19 protein-coding genes and 1 riboswitch are annotated in these 19,730 nt (G+C 43.9%); of the genes, 14 read left to right on the top strand and 5 right to left on the bottom strand.

The window, feature by feature from the left end; genetic code table 11:
- Positions 1–103: 103 nt before the first annotated feature.
- From rpoH to glpG, 3 genes are all read left to right on the top strand, one after another.
- Positions 104–961, top strand: coding sequence for an RNA polymerase sigma factor RpoH (gene rpoH / locus AB6E51_RS19800; RefSeq protein ID WP_017055518.1), 858 nt, complete (start codon positions 104–106; stop codon positions 959–961).
- 440 nt (positions 962–1,401) lie between these two features.
- Complete coding sequence (glpE, locus tag AB6E51_RS19795; RefSeq protein ID WP_017061039.1) at positions 1,402–1,722, top strand: thiosulfate sulfurtransferase GlpE; 321 nt, start codon at positions 1,402–1,404, stop codon at positions 1,720–1,722.
- A 58-nt stretch (positions 1,723–1,780) separates the two neighbouring features.
- A complete protein-coding gene (gene glpG, locus AB6E51_RS19790; RefSeq protein ID WP_017063770.1) occupies positions 1,781–2,623 on the top strand; it encodes a rhomboid family intramembrane serine protease GlpG in 843 nt (280 codons plus the stop codon).
- An 87-nt stretch (positions 2,624–2,710) separates the two neighbouring features.
- Here the strand turns inward: glpG and AB6E51_RS19785 are convergent, their stop codons facing one another.
- A complete protein-coding gene (locus AB6E51_RS19785; protein WP_017063771.1) occupies positions 2,711–3,118 on the bottom strand; it encodes a flagellar basal body-associated protein FliL in 408 nt (135 codons plus the stop codon).
- Positions 3,119–3,280: 162 nt separating this feature from the next.
- On the opposite strand from AB6E51_RS19785, the gene AB6E51_RS19780 reads away from it, so the two are divergent.
- A complete protein-coding gene (locus tag AB6E51_RS19780) occupies positions 3,281–3,823 on the top strand; it encodes a chorismate lyase (RefSeq protein ID WP_164091128.1) in 543 nt (180 codons plus the stop codon).
- The gene (ubiA, locus tag AB6E51_RS19775) at positions 3,824–4,678 is read left to right on the top strand and encodes a 4-hydroxybenzoate octaprenyltransferase (RefSeq protein WP_065584272.1); all 855 of its coding nucleotides are present in this window, start codon (positions 3,824–3,826) and stop codon (positions 4,676–4,678) included.
- Between the two features lie 101 nt (positions 4,679–4,779).
- Here ubiA and plsB read toward each other — a convergent pair whose 3' ends face one another.
- Positions 4,780–7,203, bottom strand: a complete 2,424-nt coding sequence (gene plsB, locus AB6E51_RS19770) for a glycerol-3-phosphate 1-O-acyltransferase PlsB (RefSeq protein ID WP_372058905.1) — start codon at positions 7,201–7,203, stop codon at positions 4,780–4,782.
- 221 nt (positions 7,204–7,424) lie between these two features.
- On the opposite strand from plsB, the gene AB6E51_RS19765 reads away from it, so the two are divergent.
- The 4 genes from AB6E51_RS19765 (at position 7,425) to dinF (ending at position 10,951) form a co-directional block, all read left to right on the top strand.
- Complete coding sequence (locus tag AB6E51_RS19765) at positions 7,425–7,787, top strand: diacylglycerol kinase (protein WP_010438699.1); 363 nt, start codon at positions 7,425–7,427, stop codon at positions 7,785–7,787.
- A gap of 94 nt (positions 7,788–7,881) precedes the next feature.
- Positions 7,882–8,502, top strand: a complete 621-nt coding sequence (lexA, locus tag AB6E51_RS19760) for a transcriptional repressor LexA (RefSeq protein WP_022570862.1) — start codon at positions 7,882–7,884, stop codon at positions 8,500–8,502.
- A gap of 97 nt (positions 8,503–8,599) precedes the next feature.
- Positions 8,600–9,478 carry a class I SAM-dependent methyltransferase gene (locus tag AB6E51_RS19755; protein WP_017061046.1) on the top strand — a complete coding sequence of 293 codons (879 nt, stop codon included), beginning with the start codon at positions 8,600–8,602 and terminating at the stop codon, positions 9,476–9,478.
- Between the two features lie 117 nt (positions 9,479–9,595).
- Positions 9,596–10,951 carry an MATE family efflux transporter DinF gene (gene dinF / locus AB6E51_RS19750; protein ID WP_372058903.1) on the top strand — a complete coding sequence of 452 codons (1,356 nt, stop codon included), beginning with the start codon at positions 9,596–9,598 and terminating at the stop codon, positions 10,949–10,951.
- Positions 10,952–11,134: 183 nt separating this feature from the next.
- On the opposite strand, the gene sthA is transcribed toward dinF, so the two are convergent.
- Entirely contained in the window at positions 11,135–12,535 is a 1,401-nt protein-coding gene (sthA, locus tag AB6E51_RS19745) for a Si-specific NAD(P)(+) transhydrogenase (protein WP_017061048.1), read from the bottom strand.
- Positions 12,536–12,862: 327 nt separating this feature from the next.
- Between sthA and fabR the strand changes: the two genes are divergently transcribed.
- Both fabR and AB6E51_RS19735 read left to right on the top strand, forming a co-directional pair.
- Positions 12,863–13,504 carry an HTH-type transcriptional repressor FabR gene (gene fabR / locus AB6E51_RS19740; protein ID WP_010438693.1) on the top strand — a complete coding sequence of 214 codons (642 nt, stop codon included), beginning with the start codon at positions 12,863–12,865 and terminating at the stop codon, positions 13,502–13,504.
- A complete protein-coding gene (locus AB6E51_RS19735) occupies positions 13,504–13,875 on the top strand; it encodes a YijD family membrane protein (RefSeq protein WP_004736696.1) in 372 nt (123 codons plus the stop codon). Before fabR ends, AB6E51_RS19735 begins: the two co-directional genes overlap by 1 nt.
- A gap of 80 nt (positions 13,876–13,955) precedes the next feature.
- Here AB6E51_RS19735 and trmA read toward each other — a convergent pair whose 3' ends face one another.
- Complete coding sequence (gene trmA / locus AB6E51_RS19730; protein ID WP_102332804.1) at positions 13,956–15,065, bottom strand: tRNA (uridine(54)-C5)-methyltransferase TrmA; 1,110 nt, start codon at positions 15,063–15,065, stop codon at positions 13,956–13,958.
- Positions 15,066–15,219: 154 nt separating this feature from the next.
- A riboswitch (cobalamin riboswitch) is annotated at positions 15,220–15,425 on the top strand.
- Between the two features lie 39 nt (positions 15,426–15,464).
- Here trmA and AB6E51_RS19725 point away from each other — a divergent pair.
- From AB6E51_RS19725 to murI, 3 genes are read left to right on the top strand one after another with little or no spacing between them, the layout of a single operon-like run.
- Positions 15,465–17,315 carry a TonB-dependent receptor domain-containing protein gene (locus tag AB6E51_RS19725; RefSeq protein WP_229648276.1) on the top strand — a complete coding sequence of 617 codons (1,851 nt, stop codon included), beginning with the start codon at positions 15,465–15,467 and terminating at the stop codon, positions 17,313–17,315.
- 48 nt (positions 17,316–17,363) lie between these two features.
- Positions 17,364–18,029: an ATPase gene (locus AB6E51_RS19720; protein WP_372058902.1), complete on the top strand. Its 666-nt coding sequence runs from the start codon at positions 17,364–17,366 to the stop codon at positions 18,027–18,029.
- 60 nt (positions 18,030–18,089) lie between these two features.
- A complete protein-coding gene (gene murI / locus AB6E51_RS19715) occupies positions 18,090–18,896 on the top strand; it encodes a glutamate racemase (RefSeq protein WP_017061053.1) in 807 nt (268 codons plus the stop codon).
- Here murI and AB6E51_RS19710 read toward each other — a convergent pair.
- On the bottom strand, positions 18,859–19,311 hold the full coding sequence (locus AB6E51_RS19710; protein WP_017061054.1) for an RNA-binding protein: 453 nt from the start codon (positions 19,309–19,311) through the stop codon (positions 18,859–18,861). The genes murI and AB6E51_RS19710 overlap by 38 nt on opposite strands.
- Positions 19,312–19,730: the final 419 nt, after the last annotated feature.

Below are 19,730 nucleotides of genomic sequence, written 5' to 3'. Positions count from 1 at the left end.
TGCATAATTACTTCCCCCTCCTTGAAACCTGTTCATTTTAGGTTCAAGATTGTAGGGTTTTAATAGATGTATTACTCCAGATCAGAGATTGATGAGGAACCGAATGGCAAACCAAGCGTATCAAATGGCTTTAGTCACACAAGATAGTTTAGATAGCTATATCCGCTCAGCGAACAGCTACCCTATGCTGACTCCTGAAGAGGAACGTGGACTTGCAGAGCGATTACATTACAAAGGTGAGATCGACGCTGCGAAAGGCTTGATCCTTTCCCACCTAAGATTCGTGGTGCACGTTGCAAGAGGCTACTCTGGCTACGGGCTACCAATGGCTGATCTCGTCCAAGAAGGTAACATCGGCTTGATGAAGGCTGTTAAGCGCTTCAATCCGGAAGTTGGTGTTCGTCTCGTCTCGTTTGCTGTTCACTGGATCAAAGCTGAAATCCATGAATACGTTCTACGTAACTGGCGTATCGTTAAAATTGCGACCACTAAGGCACAGCGTAAACTGTTCTTTAACCTTCGTAAGTCTAAAAAGCGTTTGGGTTGGTTCAATAACGGTGAAGTTGAGACGGTTGCTCGTGAACTGGGTGTTGAGCCTTCAGAAGTTCGTGAGATGGAATCTCGCTTAGCAGCACAAGATGCGACGTTTGAAGCGCCTATGGACGATGACGATGGCGGTTCTGCTTACACTGCTCCAGTTTACTACCTAGAAGACAAGGCGTCAGACGTTGCTGAGACGGTTGAAGCGGCTAACTGGGAGTCACACACCAATAATCGCCTAGGGCTAGCACTAGCAAGCTTAGACGAGCGTAGCCAACACATTGTTCGCTCACGTTGGTTAGACGACAACAAGGCAACCCTGCAAGACTTAGCGGATACCTACAGTATATCAGCTGAGCGTGTTCGCCAGTTAGAAAAGAATGCGATGAAGAAATTGAAACAAGCCGTTGGTGATTTCTAATAGCATCTAGTTTCTATTAGCTTCTACTTTCTAGTAGAGCTAACAAATAGCTGAATTTTGAAAAGGCCGAGATCGAGAGATCTCGGCCTTTTTGTTTTGGATCGATTTCTCAACTTTTGCGATCGAAATTTGCAAAATGATTTTGTGGATAACTCTGTGAGAAGTTTATTCGTCAGCTATCTAAAAGCAGTGTGTAGTAAGGCTTTGACGGGGTTTTTCGAGTGGGGATATGTTTCAGTTAACCCACAGTTAGATCAGGATCATTACTACATGTTGTGGATCTGTTTTTGAAAAGACACTTTATTCACGCAATTCACAGATTTATCCACAAATGGTGTAAAAGTGATCGCTGGTGGATAACCTTATTAAGTGGATGTGAATGTTAGCCTTGGGATAGGTTACAATGGCAGCAAAGTAAATCAGTATAAAAAGAGAAAGTCATGGACCAGTTTAAACATATCGATGTTAAAGGCGCTCAAGCCCTCATCGAACAAGGCGAAGCTCGACTTGTCGATATACGTGACCCGCAGTCTTTTGCGGTTGCCCACCCAAAAACAGCCTACCACCTGACTAACGATACGATGGTGTCATTCATGGATGAGGTTGAGTTCGAACAACCTATCTTAGTGATGTGCTACCACGGCATCAGTAGCCAAGGTGCGGCACAATATTTAGTGAACCAAGGCTTTGAAGAGGTATATAGTGTTGATGGTGGTTTCGAAGCTTGGCATCGTGCTGAACTTCCAGTGATCGCAGGTTAATGACTTTCATCACCTGAACCGCCTCAAGCATCCCTCATAGAATGAATAGGAAGTAACAATGATTAGATTGATGGTGTTAGACAATCCACGTCTTGCTCAAGCATTTATTGATTATATGGCCTCTCGTCAGATCCCTATTCAGATGTCTCCAGAGGGAGAAGGGCGTTTTGCTCTTTGGCTTCTTGATGGCCAATTTCAGGTTGAAACCGAAGCTGAGCTGAATCGTTTTCTGGCTGAGCCCAATCATAAGCGCTATCAAGCTGCATCTTGGGACATGGCAGAGACCAGAAAGAGCAACTTCCATTACCACACGCCAAGCTTCATGGGCATGATCAAAGCCAAAGCAGGCCCAGTGACACTAAGCCTGATGTTGGTGTGTGTGGTGATTTTTGCGCTGCAACAGATCGGTTTTGGCCAAGCTATTTTCAATGCCCTACATTTCCCAGCGGTGGATGGACAGCAATGGCAGCTGTGGCGTTGGTTGAGTCATGCCGTTCTACATTTCTCTGTTATGCACATCGCATTTAATATTTTGTGGTGGTGGCAGCTAGGTGGAGACATTGAGAAGAAACTTGGCAGCCTCAAGCTACTTCAGATCTTTGCTGTCTCTTCTGCGCTTTCAGGTGCTGGGCAGTATTGGGTTGAAGGGGCGAACTTCGGTGGTTTGTCTGGTGTTGTGTATGCCTTGGTTGGTTACTTATGGGTGGTTGGTGCGAAGGCGCCACAACTTGGTTTAGGTATCCCAAGACAGATTGTCGGCTTTATGTTGGTGTGGTTGGTGCTTGGGTACATGCAGCCATTTATGGCTATCGCCAATACGGCGCATTTAGCTGGTCTAGCCGCTGGTGTGATTATTGGCTTTATCGATGCGATGAAAGCACCAAGCTCGGCAAGAAGCTAATTCATATCTTCTAATGAGTAGCCAAACGATAGAGACAAAAAAAGCGGCCAGATGAGCCGCTTTTTTATTGGGATTCGTTTTACATCATTACTGATAAAGGTATTTGGTAAACAGTAAGTCAGCAATCAGGGTTTTACCTGTCTCTGGAAGCAAAATCTTGTTGAGGTGTTCAACTAAGGATTTTCTTAAGTCTTCACGGCCAGATAGAGATTTAATGGTTTCTTCGTTTTGTTTGCCAAGCAATTCAATCACCGCATCGCGAATCAGTGGTTGGTGATGCTCAATAGCGGCCAAGTCGCTACTATTTGCCACCATGATGTCGAGGCGAACCTGAATGTAGCCCAGTTTTTTACCTTTAGTGTAAAAATTGGTGGTCAGGTCTGGCTCTAGCGTGAAGTAGGCGAGTTTAGCTGCCGACTCCTCTTCCGCGAAACTTGATGCTGAAAAGAGTAGGGTAATCGCAAGAAATATTTGGGCTACATAACGTTTGTGCATATTTGTGACTTTTCTTTAGTTTATTCGCGATATTCGAAACGCATTAGTCTTGTTACAATGAGCGGTCTAAATCTAAATACGTTTACAATTCGAAGAACGCTTTAATTTTGTTCGAAAGTTGAAGCTTTATTGTACGTGTAAAGTCACCTATTGAATACTAGTATGAATCAGCCAATATCGCTGTATCTTAATTCGTTAATGAATGTAGATTGGCAAAGTACAGAAACATTTGATTTTCCTAATGAAACCACCAAAGAGTGGCTGATGGAGCAAGGTTCTCTTTCCCGCAAGTTGGGGAAGTGCTGTCAGCACCTGTCTGTTGAGTTGCTTCATAATCAAGTTGTAGAACGCTCAATGCTGCAACAAGACGAGGAACATCTTTTATCATCGTTTGATTGCTTACTGCGTAAAGTGATTTTAAAGGGTGATGACGAACCGTGGGTGTTAGGTCGAACCTTGATTCCCCGAGTCACATTAGAAGATCATCAGCACTCAGACCTTTCTCAACAAGGTAATGTCCCGCTTGGATTGACCGTTTTTAGTGCTGAGAACGTGGAGCGAGATGCGCTGCAAGTTGGTTGGGTTATCGCAGGCGATGAGCGATTACTCGCGCGTCGTTCTCGATTATGGATGAACCATAAACCGATGCTTGTGGCAGAACTGTTTTTACCAACATCACCCATTTACTCTAAGGAGAGTGTGTAAATGCTTGCCACCAAAGCGAAGGCGTATTGGCAATTAACGCGAATGAATCGCCCGATTGGTACCCTATTACTCCTTTGGCCGACCTTGTGGTCACTGATTATCGCCGCACAAGGTATGCCTGATTTTGATGTCTTGGTTGTTTTTGTACTCGGCGTGGTGTTGATGCGTTCAGCTGGCTGTGTGATCAATGACTTTGCGGACCGTAAAGTAGATGGTCATGTTAAACGTACCAAGCAGCGTCCATTACCCTCAGGTTTGGTTTCCAGTAAGGAAGCGATTCTGCTCTTTTTAGTGCTAGCCGTAGTTTCATTCTTGCTGGTACTCACCATGAATCCACTGACCATTAAGCTCTCATTTATTGGTGTGGGTCTGGCGTTCATTTACCCTTTCATGAAGCGTTTTACGCATCTTCCACAGTTGTTTCTTGGCTTAGCGTTTAGTTGGGCGATACCAATGGCTTGGGCAGCACAAACCAATGAACTGCCAAGCATTGTGTGGTTTGTCTTCGTGATTAACGCGTTGTGGACGATTGCTTACGACACGCAATATGCGATGGTTGACCGAGATGATGACTTGAAGATTGGTATTAAATCGACGGCTATTTTATTTGGTCGCTTCGATAAACTGATTGTTGGCTCTTTGCAACTCGTCACCCTAGCGATGCTGATTGCGTTAGGTATGCACTACCAATTGGGTGATACTTTCTATTGGGCATTGTTAGCCGCAGGCAGCTTGTTTGTGTACCAACAACATTTGATGCGGCATCGTGACCGAGACTTATGTTTTCAAGCTTTTCTAAATAACAACTATGTTGGTATGGCCGTAACGGTCGGTTTGTTCGTTACCTTCTGGTAAGCATCAGTTTTTATCAAACGAATATTCAAGAAAAAGGCACCCAGTGGGTGCCTTTTTTGATCGCGTTGAATCTGCTATCAGAGCCCTGCTATATACAGGAATTACTCGACTTGGTGAATACTCTCTTGAATAGTCAGACGGACTTCTGGGTAAAGCATCGAGTAAAGAAGCTTAGCGAATTGCTGAGTCTTCTCTAAATCGCAGTTGCCGTCGTTATCTAGGTACTGTTGCTGCTTCAACGTTGCGAACATAGAAGCAAACACACCTTTATCGAAGAATTCGGGAGCATTGATACCATGCAATCGACCAAGTCGCTGTGCGATGTCTTGGCTTTTCTGCTCAAGGTCAGATTTGTCCAGTTCCGGATTCTCTGCCAGCAAGTTTAGAGCAATAGAGTAGCGCTGTAGCGTTTCTGAAATCGTACGGCCTAACAGCATAAGAGCTTGGCTGTTCGATTGGTTGATCGTCACTTCATTGTCAGACACAACAATCATGCCCTGGCTAACAAGTTCATCAATGATGTTTGATACTACGCCTTCAAGCTGTGATTCGTCGTAGCTTAAGAACAGCTCTTTCTTTAAGAACGGATAAATTGCTGCAACATTCTTTTGAATCGCTTCAATCGATAAACCGCGTTGACGAATAGTCATCTGTGCAATTAACGATGGCAGAGCAAACAAGTGAATGATGTTGTTTCGGTAGTAGGTCATCAGAATTGACTGGTGACGGTCTAGCGAAATGATGTCGCCCATTGAGTCTGATTCAATCAAGAACTTGTTCAGTGATTCAGCATGTTTTACTAAATCTTCAGCGCTGTCTTTTGGCACAGTGAACGTTGCCGAATATGGAACATTCTTAAGCAGAGACAGGTAGCAATTAATCTGAGAAACCAAAGAGTCACGAGACAATGCGCGCTGTCTTGAGGCTAATAGCGCGGTTGCACAAAGGGTCAATGCGTTGGTCGCCGCGGCATCGTTAATGTGCGTCATCATTTTGGTCGCCAAGTCATTAACCACCGGGTTCATCCATTGTGGTTTGCTAGTGCCCATTGGGTCGATGTCTTTGGTCCACTCAGGTGAGTGTTCATTCAGGTATTGGTTCAGTTGAATTGGCTCACCGAAGTTCACGTAGCCTTTACCAAAGTTACGCAGCTTACGAATGGTACGAATCACTAAGCTCGCGTTTTCTTTCTCTTTACGCTTACCACGAAGTTCTTTTGCGTAAGTCGCCACTTCCATCACGTGCTCGTAGCCGATGTACACAGGAACCAAAGTCACCGGGCGATTCATGCCGCGCAGCATCGCTTGAATAGTCATCGCTAGCATGCCCGTTTTTGCCTGCAATAGACGACCTGTACGAGAACGCCCACCTTCACTGAAGTACTCTACTGCGTAACCTTTAGCGAACAACTCCGCTAGGTATTCACGGAAAATCGTCGAGTACAGCTTGTTGCCTTTGAAGCTACGACGAATAAAGAACGCACCACCATGACGGAAAATAGGACCGGCAGGGAAGAAGTTCAGGTTGATACCCGCAGCGATGTGCGGCGGCACCATGCCTTCATGATAAAGCACATAAGAAAGCAGTAAGTAGTCCATGTGGCTACGGTGACAAGGCACGTAAACAATCTCGTGACCATCTTGAGCCAACTTACGAACCGTTGAAGCGTTGCTGATATGCAGGCCTTGGTACAACTTATTCCACAGCCAACCAAGAATCTTCTCACCACGCTTGATCAGCGAGTAAGAGAAGTTCGCAGCAATCTCGTCCATAATGTCTTGAGCTTCTTTGCTCGCTTTCTCGATCGAGATGTTCTTTGCTTGTGCTTCGTCTTCAATCGCTTTTTTGATCGCTTCTGATTTTAACAGGCGATCAAACAGAGCTTGGCGGCTTGGCAGGTTAGGGCCTGATGCTGCAAGCTTTTGGCGAGAGAAGTGAATACGTGCCACGCGCGCCAGTTTGTGCGCGATGGTGCTGTCGGTGCCGTGTGAGTTGGCCATGTAACGCAGAGAAACCACAGGACTAAATCGAACCAAGCAGTCACGACCGGCTAGCAATACCGCTTTTGATTTCTCTAAGCCGTTCATTGCCTGTAGGTAAGGCTTCTGGTTATTCTCTTTACCAGGTTTGCGCCCCCACAAAACGGTAGCAGGGATAACTTGAACATCGAGCTCAGAGTCTTCAGCATGCAGTGAAAGCAACTCAGAGAACACTTCAATTGAAGAGCTTGGTACATAATCATCGTCTTGAAGCAGAGTTTTGCGAGAAGATATAAAAACGTAGCGTTGCAGTGATTTGCCGTTGATTTCAAGCTTGCTTAATGGATCAGGTAGACCTAATTCAAGTGCATGTTTTTGCAATGTAAGAATGTCGACACTTGAGCGAAACGGTAAGGCGTATACAATCGGTTTGCTCAAATCAATGTTCAAATCCTCAACAGGGTTTGAAGGAATTGATGTGCCCTTTACCAATACGGATAAAGGTAGCTTCATTAATGAACGTGAAAAAGATTGTCCAGAAGACATATAGGTTCACTGCCTCAATAGTTATTTCAATGTGCTCAAGCGTATCTCTATTTCTATGATGAAAAAGGATAAATCCTATGAGTGAAATAGGGATAAGCCTAGGCGTAAATTTAATCGATGTAAGAATACCAGAAACTGGTCTAACCTTTTAATGGAAATAGTCATATTGCCGTTAAGTTTGTGGAAAATCATTCATCGACTGATTGAGTATAGAGTTAAAAATGACCAAAAAATCAAACACCGGATTCAAACGCATCATAAAAGCAGCAGGCTTTTCATGGCAAGGCCTCACAAGTTCGTTTAAAAGCGAGGCTGCATTTCGGCAAGAAGTGTTCATGGCAGCAATACTGATTCCGTTGGCATTCTATTTGGACGTAAGCCAAGTTGAGCGAATCTTGATGATCTCAGCTGTTGTGTTAGTGATGGTTGTCGAGTTAATCAATACCGCGATTGAAGCAGTTGTTGATCGAATCGGTAGTGAGCATCATGAGCTTTCTGGGATGGCGAAAGATGTCGGCTCGGCGGCTGTTCTCATCTGTCTAATACTAGCGGGTTACGTGTGGCTAGAGATCCTATTTTTGTGATTCTTGTAAAATGAACTAAAAACAACCAATTGCTTTGCTTTTGTTCAGTTACTGGATATACTCACAGTCAACTGTATAAAAAGACAGGTGAATCATGAAGCCGTTAACGCCGCGCCAACAACAAGTTTTTGATCTTATCAAAAGTAAGATTGACGATTTCGGTATGCCACCGACACGTGCAGAAATTGCACGAGAACTAGGCTTCCGCTCTGCTAATGCTGCAGAAGAACATTTAAAAGCTCTTGCTCGTAAAGAAGCGATAGAGATTATCCCGGGTGCGTCTCGTGGTATTCGTATTTTGCTTGAAGATGCAGCAAATGAGGAACAAGGTTTACCATTAATCGGTCAGGTTGCCGCTGGTGAGCCTATTCTGGCTCAAGAACATGTAGAAATGCATTACCAAGTAGACCCAGGTATGTTTAAACCTCAGGCTGACTTCTTACTTCGTGTAAATGGCGAAAGTATGAAAAACATCGGTATTATGGATGGTGATCTACTGGCTGTTCATAAAACACAAGACGTACGCGACGGTCAGGTTGTAGTGGCTCGTGTCGATGATGATGTAACGGTAAAACGCCTAGAACGTAAAGGTTCAACGGTTCTGTTACATGCTGAAAATGAAGAGTTTTCTCCAATCCATGTCGATCTAGAATCTCAACACTTGTCTATTGAAGGGCTTGCGGTTGGTATTATTCGCAACACCGACTGGATGTAGTCAGTACAAACAGCTTATTGATATTTATTCTCAATAACTTGTTATTGTAATTGATATTCATTATCATCTTCTTTGTCGAGATACAAGGAAGATGATGATGCCAAACCCAACCAAACCTCAAATGAAGCCGCTTACTCGTAAGCCGCGCTCCTCTGTTCAAAAGGCTTCTTCTGAACAAGGGTCTGTACATCAAGAATTCCAAGTTCCGACCAACCTCGTTCAACATCTTTGGTTTCGTAGTCGTGAAAGCCTAGCCGATGATGGTCTCGTTTATGACCCCATCGCAGCTCAAGCCTGCAAGCGTTGCCAGCTCGCACCTGAATGTCTTACTGGCGAGCTAGACCAACAACAACTTCTCTACGCAACACTGACTCAACTTTGTGACTCTCAAGTTCAGCAATTTCTATCTCACAACCCAGATGCTTGGATCATCAATGTTGGAGCAGGGCTCGATACCCGCTTCTACCGTTTAGATAATGGACGCTGCCATTGGGTTGAGCTGGATGTCACGGAAAACCTTGTGTGGCGCCAACGTCTGTTCCACAAAAATGAACGCTATCGTTTGGAGTGTGGTTCTGTCGATGACCTGACTTGGTTGGATGAACTCAATATTCCAGAACAAGCCTCGGTGATGGTGGTGTGTGAACATGCTCTGCTGGATTGCAATGAACAGCAGACGGCGAACTTCATTCAGTCTTTGAGTCGCTACTTTACTCATGCACATGCGTGTTTAGTCTTAGCTGGAGATAAAAGCTCAAGTACGTTGGGGCAAAAACTTGGTTCAGGAAAGTATGCGCATGGCCTATCTTCTCCAATAGACAGTGTTCTCAATTGGTTGCCATGGGCACAATGGGTAAAAGCGTTTTCTCCACTAGACCAAAAATGCAACCGTTGGAAATTGTGGCAGCGACTTCTTTGTAAGATCTCTCAGGTCAAAAAGCGTTTAACGCCGCAGTTAGTGCTCGTTAAGTGGTAATCCTAGGTGTTTTGTATTTCGAGTAACTGAGTACATAGCCGGTATAAGTAAAATTCCACAACATAGTGAAAGCCCACCCACTAGGTTAAACTATCGCCTCTAAACTAAGAGGTGATCGTGAAGCTATTTAATCCCCAAATTATTTTTCAAACGCTATCCAATCAGGCGATGCACAAAAAAGTGTTGTTGCTCGCGATCCCGATGGTTCTCTCTAATATTACTGTTCCACTGCTGGGCTTAGTCGATGCGGCGGTTATCGGTCACCTCGAGCACTCTTGGTATTTAGGTGGTGTGGCGCTGGGCGGCACAATGATCAGCGTGACCTTTTGGTTGCTTGGTTTCCTGCGCATGTCGACAACAGGGCTAGCCGCACAATCTTATGGTGCGAATGATGGCAAGCAACTTGGTTTAGTCTTTGTGCAAGGCGTGACCATGGCCTTAGGGTTTGCTGGTGTCTTTTTGCTTTTACACAGTCTAGTCGCCGATTTAGTTTTCTCATTGAGTAGCGCCAGTGATCAAGTTAAGCACTATGGTCAGCAATATTTCTCAATCCGCGCTTGGAGTGCGCCTGCTGCGCTAACTAACTTTGTGATTCTAGGTTGGTTACTCGGGACTCAAAATGCCAAAGCGCCCATGTGGATGGTGATCATCACCAATATCACCAATATCGTTTTGGATATTGTTTTTGTTATCGGCTTAGGATGGCAAGTGGAAGGTGCAGCATTGGCATCTGTAATGGCTGATTATGCCGGTCTAACATTTGGCTTGATTTGTGTTTACCGAATCTGGGCGAAGAAGCAGTTACCATCGCCATGGGATTTGCTTAAGAAAACCAGCCAAGGTTTGAGTCGTTTCGTGAAATTGAATCGCGATATCTTTCTTCGTTCATTATGCCTACAAGCGACTTTCACTTTCATGACCTTCCAAGGTGCAAGCTTTGGCGATGATGTTGTTGCGGCCAATGCCGTGTTGATGAGTTTCTTGATGATCATCTCTTATGGGATGGATGGCTTTGCCTACGCAATGGAAGCGATGGTCGGTAAGGCGATAGGCGCGAAAGACAAAGATGAGCTGAACCAGTCATTGATTGGAACTTTCTTCTGGAGCTTCAATATTTGTTTGGTACTGACCATAGTGTTCGCACTCGTTGGCTCGAGCTTAATCAATATGATCACCACAATCCCAGACGTGAAGAGTCAAGCCGAGGTGTATTTACCGTGGTTAATCGCAATGCCATTGGTGTCTATGTGGTGCTTCTTGTTGGATGGTATTTTTGTTGGAGCAACTAAGGGCAAGGATATGCGCAATAGTATGTTTGTTGCGACCTGTAGTTTCTTCGCGATTTTCTATTTAGCATCAGGTTTAGAGAACCATGCACTGTGGTTAGCGATGCTGAGCTTTATGGCAATGCGCGGAATTGGTCTTGGTGTGTTGTTTGTTTCTCAGTGGAAGAAAGGGGAGTTTCTCGCTTAGCTCTGAGGGCTCTGTTTGTGGAGAGTAAATGAGGCTGTACAGGTAAAGGGGTATTTAGAACATCATGATCTAATTACTATCAATGCCTTAATATTCAGTGTTTTAAATAAAAACAGCAAGCGCGTGGCTTGCTGTTTATGTATTTGGCCTATGGGTGGTCAAATACTCCTATTGGTTCTTTATCTAGAATAAACGGTTAAGCCCGTTGAGTGCTGCAACACGATAAGCTTCCGCCATCGTTGGATAGTTAAAGGTTGTATTCACAAAGTACTCGATGGTATTTGCTTCACCTTTCTGTTCCATGATCGCTTGTCCGATATGGATGATTTCAGCGGCACGCTCACCAAACACGTGGATACCTAAAATCTCTTTGGTTTCGCGATGGAACAGAATCTTCAAGCTACCAATGTCTTTACCCGCAATTTGAGCACGAGCTAGGTGTTTGAATGAAGAACGTCCTACTTCATACGGTACTTTAGCTGCGGTAAGTTCTTGCTCGGTTTTACCAACAGAACTGATCTCCGGGATGGTGTAGATGCCGGTTGGAATGTCTTCGATAAGGTGGCGTTCAGCTTCACCTTTCACAATTGCTTGAGCCACAAATCGACCTTGGTCATAAGCCGCGCTTGCTAGGCTAGGGTAGCCAATCACATCACCGACAGCGTAAACATGGTCAACATTGGTTTGGTAATTGGTATTTACTGAGACTTGCCCACGCGAGTCCGCTTCTAAGCCAACAGCACCAAGGTTCAGTTTATCGGTATTACCCGTTCGGCCATTGGCATACAGTAGGCAATCAGCGCGCATCTTTTTACCTGACTCTAGGTGAATGATCACGCCATCATCAGTGCCTTCAATTTTCTCAAAGGTTTCATCGTTGCGAATCACGACACCGCTGTTCCAGAAGTGATAAGAAAGTGCATCTGAGGTTTCATTGTCTAGGAATGACAACAGACGGTCACGAGTATTGATAAGATCGGTTTTTACACCCAAACCGCGGAAAATCGACGCGTATTCACAACCAATAACGCCAGCACCATAGATGATGATGTGTTGCGGGTCGTGTTTAAGAGAAAGAATCGAGTCACTGTCGTAGATACGTTCATGCAGGAAGTCGACGTTATCTGGTTGGTAAGGGCGAGAGCCTGTCGCGATAACAAATTTGTCTGCACTGTAATGTTCTTCAGTGCCATCGCTTTGCATTACCGAGACAGTGTTGGTATCGATAAAACGTGCAGTACCAAAGACCAACGTGCACTGGTTGCGGTCGTAGAAGCCTTGGCGTAATCGAGTCTGCTTGTCGATAACCGATTTGGCATGCCCCAAAATGTTAGAAAACGTTGAGTGTATGCTTTTGTTGTTCTGACAAAACAGCGGATTACTGTTGAATTCGATAATACGACTTACGGCATGACGCAGTGCCTTTGAAGGAATGGTTCCCCAGTGAGTACAACCACCACCAACGCTGCTCTCTTTCTCAATGATTGCAACGTTCAACCCGGCTTTGGTTAATCCCATCGCTGCCCCTTCTCCTCCGGGGCCACTACCAATTACGATTACATCAAAGTGGTTGGAGTGCGGCATAGATATCTTCCTTGTTATATTTGAGTAACATTGCTTTAGCGAGATTTTAACTGATTCTGTTCTTGGGTACATGAAAAGGGCATCAGAGAGTCGGTGGGATCACGCAGTGTTATCGAAAAAATAATATTTGGTATGTCGTATGTCTCCAAATGACAGTGTGGATATTGAAATTTTTTCTTCGAACGTATTTACTTCGGTACGTGAACAAAGAGGTATGTTTAGTGTCTTATATAACCAGAGTGCCTTATATAAATAAGTGATTCGCGTTATATTGAATAGAGTATTAGACATGCCTGTTTAGGCTGTAAAAGAAGAAATTGATAAAGTATGAAACCAATGGGCATTCGCGCACAGCAAAAAGAAAAAACTCGTCGCAGCTTAATCGATGCAGCATTTAGCCAACTCAGCGCCGATCGTAGTTTTTCCAATCTAAGCTTGAGAGAAGTCGCTCGTGAGGCTGGAATAGCACCGACTTCCTTTTATCGTCACTTCAAAGACATGGATGAGCTTGGCTTAACCATGGTTGATGAAGGTGGCTTACTGCTGCGCCAGTTAATGCGTCAAGCTAGGCAACGCATAGTAAAAGAAGGCAGTGTGATTCGTACATCGGTTGAAACCTTTATGGAATTCATTGAAAGCAGCCCTAACGTATTCAGACTGTTATTGCGAGAGCGCTCAGGAACTTCATTTGAGTTTCGTGCAGCGGTAGCTCGTGAGATACAGCACTTCTCTGCTGAGTTAACCGAATATTTGATAACGACTGGCATGACAAGGGACGAAGCTTTCACTCAAGCGGAAGCCTCGGTTATCTTAGTCTTCAACTCAGGGGCAGAAGCATTAGATTTAGATCGACGTCAGCGAGATGAATTGGCTGAACGCTTGATCATGCAATTGCGAATGATGGCCAAAGGAGCTTTTTGGTATCGTAAAGAACGTGAACGTAACCGATTAAAAGGCGGGATTGAATAATGTCGAATGAAAATAATACTGTAAACCGTGGTTCTGAAAGAAAAACACTCGTACTTGCTGTTGTAGCCGGTGTGTGTGGTGATGCATTGTTATCTTGGGTAACAATGAGCGAAGTGGGCTTCTCTATTTTCCCGCTTATCGCTTTAGTTTTGGCTGTACAAGCGCTTTACCAAGAGTACCTAACTAACCCAGTATCTGAAGATATCCCACTAGTAGGTTTAGCTTGTTTCTTCGTGGGTGCATTTGGCCACTCGGCTTTTGTGAAGGCACAACACCCTGATGCTGGCTCAAACTTCTTTGCGATTATTGTCGCGATGTTGCTTCTTGCATGGGTAGGTAAGAAACTCGGCTTTATCGGCAAAACTGCTTAAGCTGATTTAGAAATTAAAAAAACGAGCCAATGGGCTCGTTTTTTTGTATCTGCTGTTTGGCTTAGACCTGAAAGCGATACTTACGCTTTACGCTCTAGGAATACGCCAGCTTCCATGTGGTGCGTGTAAGGGAACTGGTCAAACAGAGCAAAACGAGTGATGTCGTGCGTTTCGCTTAGAATGTCTAGGTTCTCTTTCAATGTCTCAGGGTTACAAGAGATGTACATGATGCGCTCGTAGCCTTGCACCATCTTACAAGTATCAACGTCCATACCTGAACGCGGTGGATCAACAAAGATAGTGTTGCAGTTGTAGCTCTTTAGATCGATGTTTGCTTGCTGTAGGCGGCGGAATTCACGCTTACCTTCCATTGCTACGGTAAAATCTTCCGCAGACATACGAATGATCTGAACATTATCAATCTTGTTCGCCGCAATGTTGTATTGAGCAGATTCTACAGATGGCTTCGCTAGCTCTGTTGCAAGTACACGCTCAAAGTTTTGTGCCAGAGCTAATGAGAAGTTACCGTTACCACAGTAAAGCTCAAGCAAGTCACCTTTGCTGTCTTGAGTACAGTCGACAGCCCATTCCAACATTTTCTCTGCTACTTTGCCGTTTGGTTGAGTAAAGCTGTTCTCTACTTGCTGGTATATATAGCTATCACCATTCACATCTAGCTTTTCAATGACGTAGTCGCGATCCAGTACGATTTTCATCTTACGCGCACGGCCAATCAGGTTTAGGTTAAAGCCTTCATCATTTAATTGCTGCTTAAGCGCTTTAGCATCTTGAATCCACTGTTCACCTAATTGACGGTGGTAAAGCAGTGACACCAAAATCTCACCGCTTAACGTAGAAAGGAAGTCTACTTGGAATAGCTTGTGGCGTAGAGAGTGGTTGCTCTTCATTGCATCCGTTAATAGAGGCATTAGATCGTTGATAAGACGACTAGCCGCAGGAAACTGGTCTACGCGGTATTTTTCTTTGGTCTCTTGATTGAACATGACGTAATACATATCGTCACCTTCATGCCACACGCGGAATTCAGCACGCATGCGGTAGTGTTGTTCTGGAGATTCATACACTTCCAGCTCAGGCACATTGTATTGTGAGAACATTTCAGTAAGACGTTCAGTCTTTTCTGCGAGCTGTTCTTGGTAGCGTTGCGGGTTTACATCTAAATTCGCCATTGTTATGCCTTTTGCTGTCGTGCTTTTAAATCAAGAGCGCAGATTTTATTCAATCACAGGCGCTTGTCCAGTGTTGAGAGCTATTCAATGTAAATCGACCTTGAAAACTATAGCTTATAACTATCTTAGACTAGACAAATGATTCATAGGTTAATACTATCTCCGACAAGCTGGTGCCATTTGGATGTATAGATGGCTGAAGAGGGAATCTGGTGTGAATCCAGAACTGACGCGCAGCGGTAAAAGAGAACGAGTATTCATAAGACACTGCAAATAGCTTTTTGTGGGAAGTCGAATATTAGGTAACCATAAGGGTTGTGCTCTTGAGTCCGAATACCTGCCAGCGGCTAAGCCACACAATGTGGTTTGGTAGGACTTTACGCGATTTAGGATCACAACATGAAGAAATCCCTTTTAGCGGTTGCTGTAGCATCGCTGCTTTCACCTATCTCCAATTTACACGCCCAAGAAGCATCTGCCGACGAAACCATGGTGGTGACGGCTAACCGTTTTGAGCAAGTTGATGGCGCAGTATTAGCGCAAACTGTAGTGGTTACCAAAGAAGACATTTCAAAACTTCAAGCAAATAGCCTTATTGACGTTTTTCGAACGTTGCCAAGCGTTGAAGTTGCTCAATATGGTGGTCGCGGGCAAACAGCCTCGTTCTATGTGCGAGGCGGTAGTTCTTCTCAAGTTCTAGTACTAATGGATGGAACTCGCTTACCAAGAGCTATGATGGGTGGTGTTGATTTTAACTCTTTGCCAGTTAACTCAATTGAACGAATTGAATTCATTCGTGGTGCGCGCGCCTCTATATATGGTTCTGAAGCTATTTCTGGTGTCATCAATATTATTACTAGAGCAGATGTGAATGAGAATGCCGTTAAAGTGTATGGCGGGTATGGCACAAACAATCATTATGTAACCTCCTTAGCTGCTCTGCATAAAATTGATGATAACCAACATATTAAAGCTGTTGTTGGTTATGAAAAGGATGATGGATTTAATGTTAAGCCGATTGAGGGTATCAATGATGGTGATGAGCACGGCTTTGAGTCATACAATTTAAATATTGGCTACCAAAATCAGCTAACCAAGACAGTTAATGCCTTTGTTAATGTTGTGGCTTATGACAACGAAGGTGAGTACGACAATAGCTCGGCAGCTTCTCCTTGGGGGCCTGCTCGACATGAAGAAAAAGTTGGCCGAACTGAATTTCGTTCAATCAATACAAACTTGGCTTACAACGAAGATAACCTCACTTCAACGTTAGATCTTACTTATGCAGAGCAAGACAACTACGATTATATTGTAGGTAAGAGTAAGAAAAGTGGTGGTATCACATCGATTAACCAAATCAATGCTGCTTGGTTGAATTCATACCGAGTAAACGAGCAGTTGGCTTTGGGTGGTGGTTTAGATTACCGACGTGAAGAGTTAGATGAAGGTTATACTGGTTCTAGTTACTATAAACCAGAAGAGAACCCTCGTGAAAACTATGGTGTGAGTGTTATTAGTCAATACACTATAGATGGCTGGACACTTGAAGCAAGTGCTCGAAATGATGAGAACAGCCAATATGGAAACAACACGACGTGGCAAGCAGCGGCGGGTTGGGCATTCCTTGATAATTATGAGCTTAAAGCGAGTCATGGTACTGCATTTAGAGCTCCTACGTTTTTAGACTTATATTACCCAGGTTACGAAGCTCCTAATCTAAAAGCAGAAGACTCTCAAAATACAGAGTTAACACTTGAAGGCACACATTCTTATCTAGATTGGTCTATTACTGGCTTTATCAACAAGATTGATAACATGTTGATGTGGCAGGGTGCTGGCATGACCAATATTGGTGAAGCTGAAATCAAAGGTGTTGAACTGGGTTTAGGTTTTGATACTTCAATCGTTACACACCAGTTTTACTTAGATTGGAAAGATCCAGTAGATAAGTCTAATGGTAAAGAGCAGCAATTAGCATACCGTTCTAAACAAGGCGCTAAATGGAACGCCTTTGCTGAGTTAGGTGATTGGGTTCTGGGCTCTCAGTATCTTTATCAAGGTGAGCGTTTTAATGGTACGACACGATTAGCAAGCTACAGTCTTTGGAATTTTACTGCTGAGTACGCAGTTTCGGCAGATCTTAAGGTGAAAGGGAAACTGAGTAACGCATTCGATGAAGATTATGAAATGTATAGTGGTTACGCGACACCGGGTCGTGAATACTTTGTATCAGCATCTTACCAATTCTAATTTACACCTAAACCGCCTTCGGGCGGTTTTTTCTTATTGGGTATATCAATGAAAAAGAAAGTCGTCATAAGTTGGTCGTCAGGCAAAGACTCTACATTAACCCTAGAACGTCTACTTGAAAGCACCGAGTATGAAGTTGTTGCTCTCTATACTACGTATGTTGGAGATGAGGTCCCTTTCCAAGTCACGCCAATCGAGGTTGTCGGAATGCAGGCTACATTGATCGGTTTGCCTCTAATAACGATTGAGCTGCCGGAGGTGTTCCCAAGTAACGAGATCTATCAAAGTACGATTGTTACGGCGCTTAAAGGATCGGGTTTATCTATTGATGCCGTGGCATTCGGCGATATGTTTTGCAATGGTATTGCTGATTACCGAAGAAGTTATATAGAACCTGCGGGCTGGGAGTGTGTATTTCCTCTACTAGGAGAGAGTAGCCAAACTCTGGCTCAAGAAATCATAAATAGAGGAATCGAAACCTTTCTCGTCACAGTTGATAGCGATGCATTAGACATGAGCTATTGCGGGAAAGAATACACGCCTGAACTAATAGACAGTTTGCCAAGTCACGTCGACCCATGTGGAGAAGATGGTGAGTTCCATACCTTAGTCACGTCAGCGCCATGCTTTAAAGGTAAGCTTAAGATAGAGCTAGAAAATGTAGAGCAGGGTGAGCGCTTTGGGCATCAACGCTACCGAGCTTGCATTATGTAGAGTGATGATTGGCGAAAACTAGGTGAAGGGGTATCATTGCTGCGGAACTTATTACAGGTAATGGTTGTGTCGGAAAGCATACAAAAAAACATATTGGTCTTTGATTCTGGAGTTGGCGGTCTGTCTGTATATAAAGAGATAAGCCAGTTACTACCCAATCACAACTATATCTATGTATTCGATAACGAGGCTTACCCTTATGGTGAGCTCGATCAGCAAGTCCTCATTCAGCGAGTCCAAAGTATCGTCGCCAGTTTTGTGGCGAGTCACGCTATTGATATCGTGGTGATAGCTTGTAATACGGCCAGTACGATAGTCCTGCCGACACTTCGCGCTAATAACCTTATCCCTATTGTCGGCGTAGTCCCGGCAATCAAACCTGCTTCGTTACTGGCTAATAAAGCGGTTGGCCTTATTGCGACTCCCGCGACGATTACTCGTGAATACACACACGAGCTCATCAAAAACTTCTCGAGTAATAAAAGAGTAGAGCTGTTGGGTTCTACTCGGCTGGTGGATATGGCCGAAGATAAACTCAGAGGCGAGGAGATTAGCCTTGAAGAGTTACAGCAAATCCTTCAGCCGATGATCAACACAATTGATGTGGCTGTATTAGGATGTACTCATTTCCCATTGATCAAATCAGAGATTCAACAAGTACTAGGTGAAAGTGTAGTGCTGATAGATTCTGGTAAAGCGATAGCTAAGCGGGTTCAAGATTTGTTGGGTTTGGAAAGCGTTAATAAAGAAGGGGGAGTACGTGAAGTTTTTTGTAGTGCACTTCCTAAAAAAGAAAGTGCACTAAATAGTATGTTAAAGCAGTTAGGGTTTAGCTCAGTTCAGATTCGTCCGCTTCAGGATGTTTAGGATCATTTGCAACACGTACTTTTAAAGTGCGTTGCATGTAATCTTTATCGTTAAGTGCAGAGATTGCATGATTCACATCATTACTTGCCATAACAACAAATCCAAAGCCTCTTCTTTTACCAGTACGTTTGTCTTTCATTAAACGTACTGCAAATACTTCACCATGCTCTGAGAATAATTCACGTACATGTGATTCGTTCGCTTTGTATGGAAGGTTACCCACATAAAGTGTTTTGGTTGAAGCCTTAGGTTCTGAATCTGATTTTGAGTCGGTGCTTGAAAAGTTAACAACAAAAGCGGAAGCCAAGACACCAAGGATAAAGGTAATTGCAGGCGATATATCTACCTGAGAGAAAACAATGCCGCCTAATACAGCCAGTGCGACAATTAACAACATCGATTTTTTTGAGTTCATATCGGAATACTACATATTAATAAACGAAATAGACGCATCTACCATTAACAAAATAGACACATGAATCTTACGTTCATGGCTTCCATTTTTCCAATGTATTGCTGTGATACGTCTCAAATGTTTAGTTTTTATTCGAAAAATGCGGATCTGGTGGCTTTTTAGGCGAACAAAACTTTTATTTCAAAAAGCCCTTGTGCTCCATCTCAATCTCTCTATAATGCCGCCTCACCGACACGGAGTGAGACGAAAGTCACACAGCGAAATCGGTAGAGAAAAAGAGTTTGAAAATAACCCTTGACTCTCAAAGTGGTGCAGGTATAGTACGCACCCCTAGCGACTGAGATGTGAATCACAAAACGCTAGCGCTCTTTAACAATTTAAACCTATCAATCTGTGTGGGCACTCGTTGATGAATATCA

Origin of the sequence: Vibrio sp. 10N.247.311.47 (genome assembly GCF_041467535.1) — a bacterium.
Classification (GTDB): domain Bacteria; phylum Pseudomonadota; class Gammaproteobacteria; order Enterobacterales; family Vibrionaceae; genus Vibrio; species Vibrio crassostreae_C.
This window is presented reverse-complemented; position numbering and strand designations above follow the sequence as displayed.

Coding starts and splice junctions, on each gene's coding strand:
- AB6E51_RS19720 (WP_372058902.1), top strand. CDS start 17,364: ATGAAAAAGAAAGTCGTCATAAGTTGGTCGTCAGGCAAAGACTCTACA.
- AB6E51_RS19780 (WP_164091128.1), top strand. CDS start 3,281: ATGAATCAGCCAATATCGCTGTATCTTAATTCGTTAATGAATGTAGAT.
- glpG (WP_017063770.1), top strand. CDS start 1,781: ATGATTAGATTGATGGTGTTAGACAATCCACGTCTTGCTCAAGCATTT.
- ubiA (WP_065584272.1), top strand. CDS start 3,824: ATGCTTGCCACCAAAGCGAAGGCGTATTGGCAATTAACGCGAATGAAT.
- AB6E51_RS19710 (WP_017061054.1), bottom strand. CDS start 19,311: ATGAACTCAAAAAAATCGATGTTGTTAATTGTCGCACTGGCTGTATTA.
- sthA (WP_017061048.1), bottom strand. CDS start 12,535: ATGCCGCACTCCAACCACTTTGATGTAATCGTAATTGGTAGTGGCCCC.
- AB6E51_RS19785 (WP_017063771.1), bottom strand. CDS start 3,118: ATGCACAAACGTTATGTAGCCCAAATATTTCTTGCGATTACCCTACTC.
- plsB (WP_372058905.1), bottom strand. CDS start 7,203: ATGTCTTCTGGACAATCTTTTTCACGTTCATTAATGAAGCTACCTTTA.
- AB6E51_RS19725 (WP_229648276.1), top strand. CDS start 15,465: ATGAAGAAATCCCTTTTAGCGGTTGCTGTAGCATCGCTGCTTTCACCT.
- glpE (WP_017061039.1), top strand. CDS start 1,402: ATGGACCAGTTTAAACATATCGATGTTAAAGGCGCTCAAGCCCTCATC.
- rpoH (WP_017055518.1), top strand. CDS start 104: ATGGCAAACCAAGCGTATCAAATGGCTTTAGTCACACAAGATAGTTTA.
- trmA (WP_102332804.1), bottom strand. CDS start 15,065: ATGGCGAATTTAGATGTAAACCCGCAACGCTACCAAGAACAGCTCGCA.
- AB6E51_RS19755 (WP_017061046.1), top strand. CDS start 8,600: ATGCCAAACCCAACCAAACCTCAAATGAAGCCGCTTACTCGTAAGCCG.
- AB6E51_RS19735 (WP_004736696.1), top strand. CDS start 13,504: ATGTCGAATGAAAATAATACTGTAAACCGTGGTTCTGAAAGAAAAACA.
- fabR (WP_010438693.1), top strand. CDS start 12,863: ATGAAACCAATGGGCATTCGCGCACAGCAAAAAGAAAAAACTCGTCGC.
- lexA (WP_022570862.1), top strand. CDS start 7,882: ATGAAGCCGTTAACGCCGCGCCAACAACAAGTTTTTGATCTTATCAAA.
- murI (WP_017061053.1), top strand. CDS start 18,090: ATGGTTGTGTCGGAAAGCATACAAAAAAACATATTGGTCTTTGATTCT.
- AB6E51_RS19765 (WP_010438699.1), top strand. CDS start 7,425: ATGACCAAAAAATCAAACACCGGATTCAAACGCATCATAAAAGCAGCA.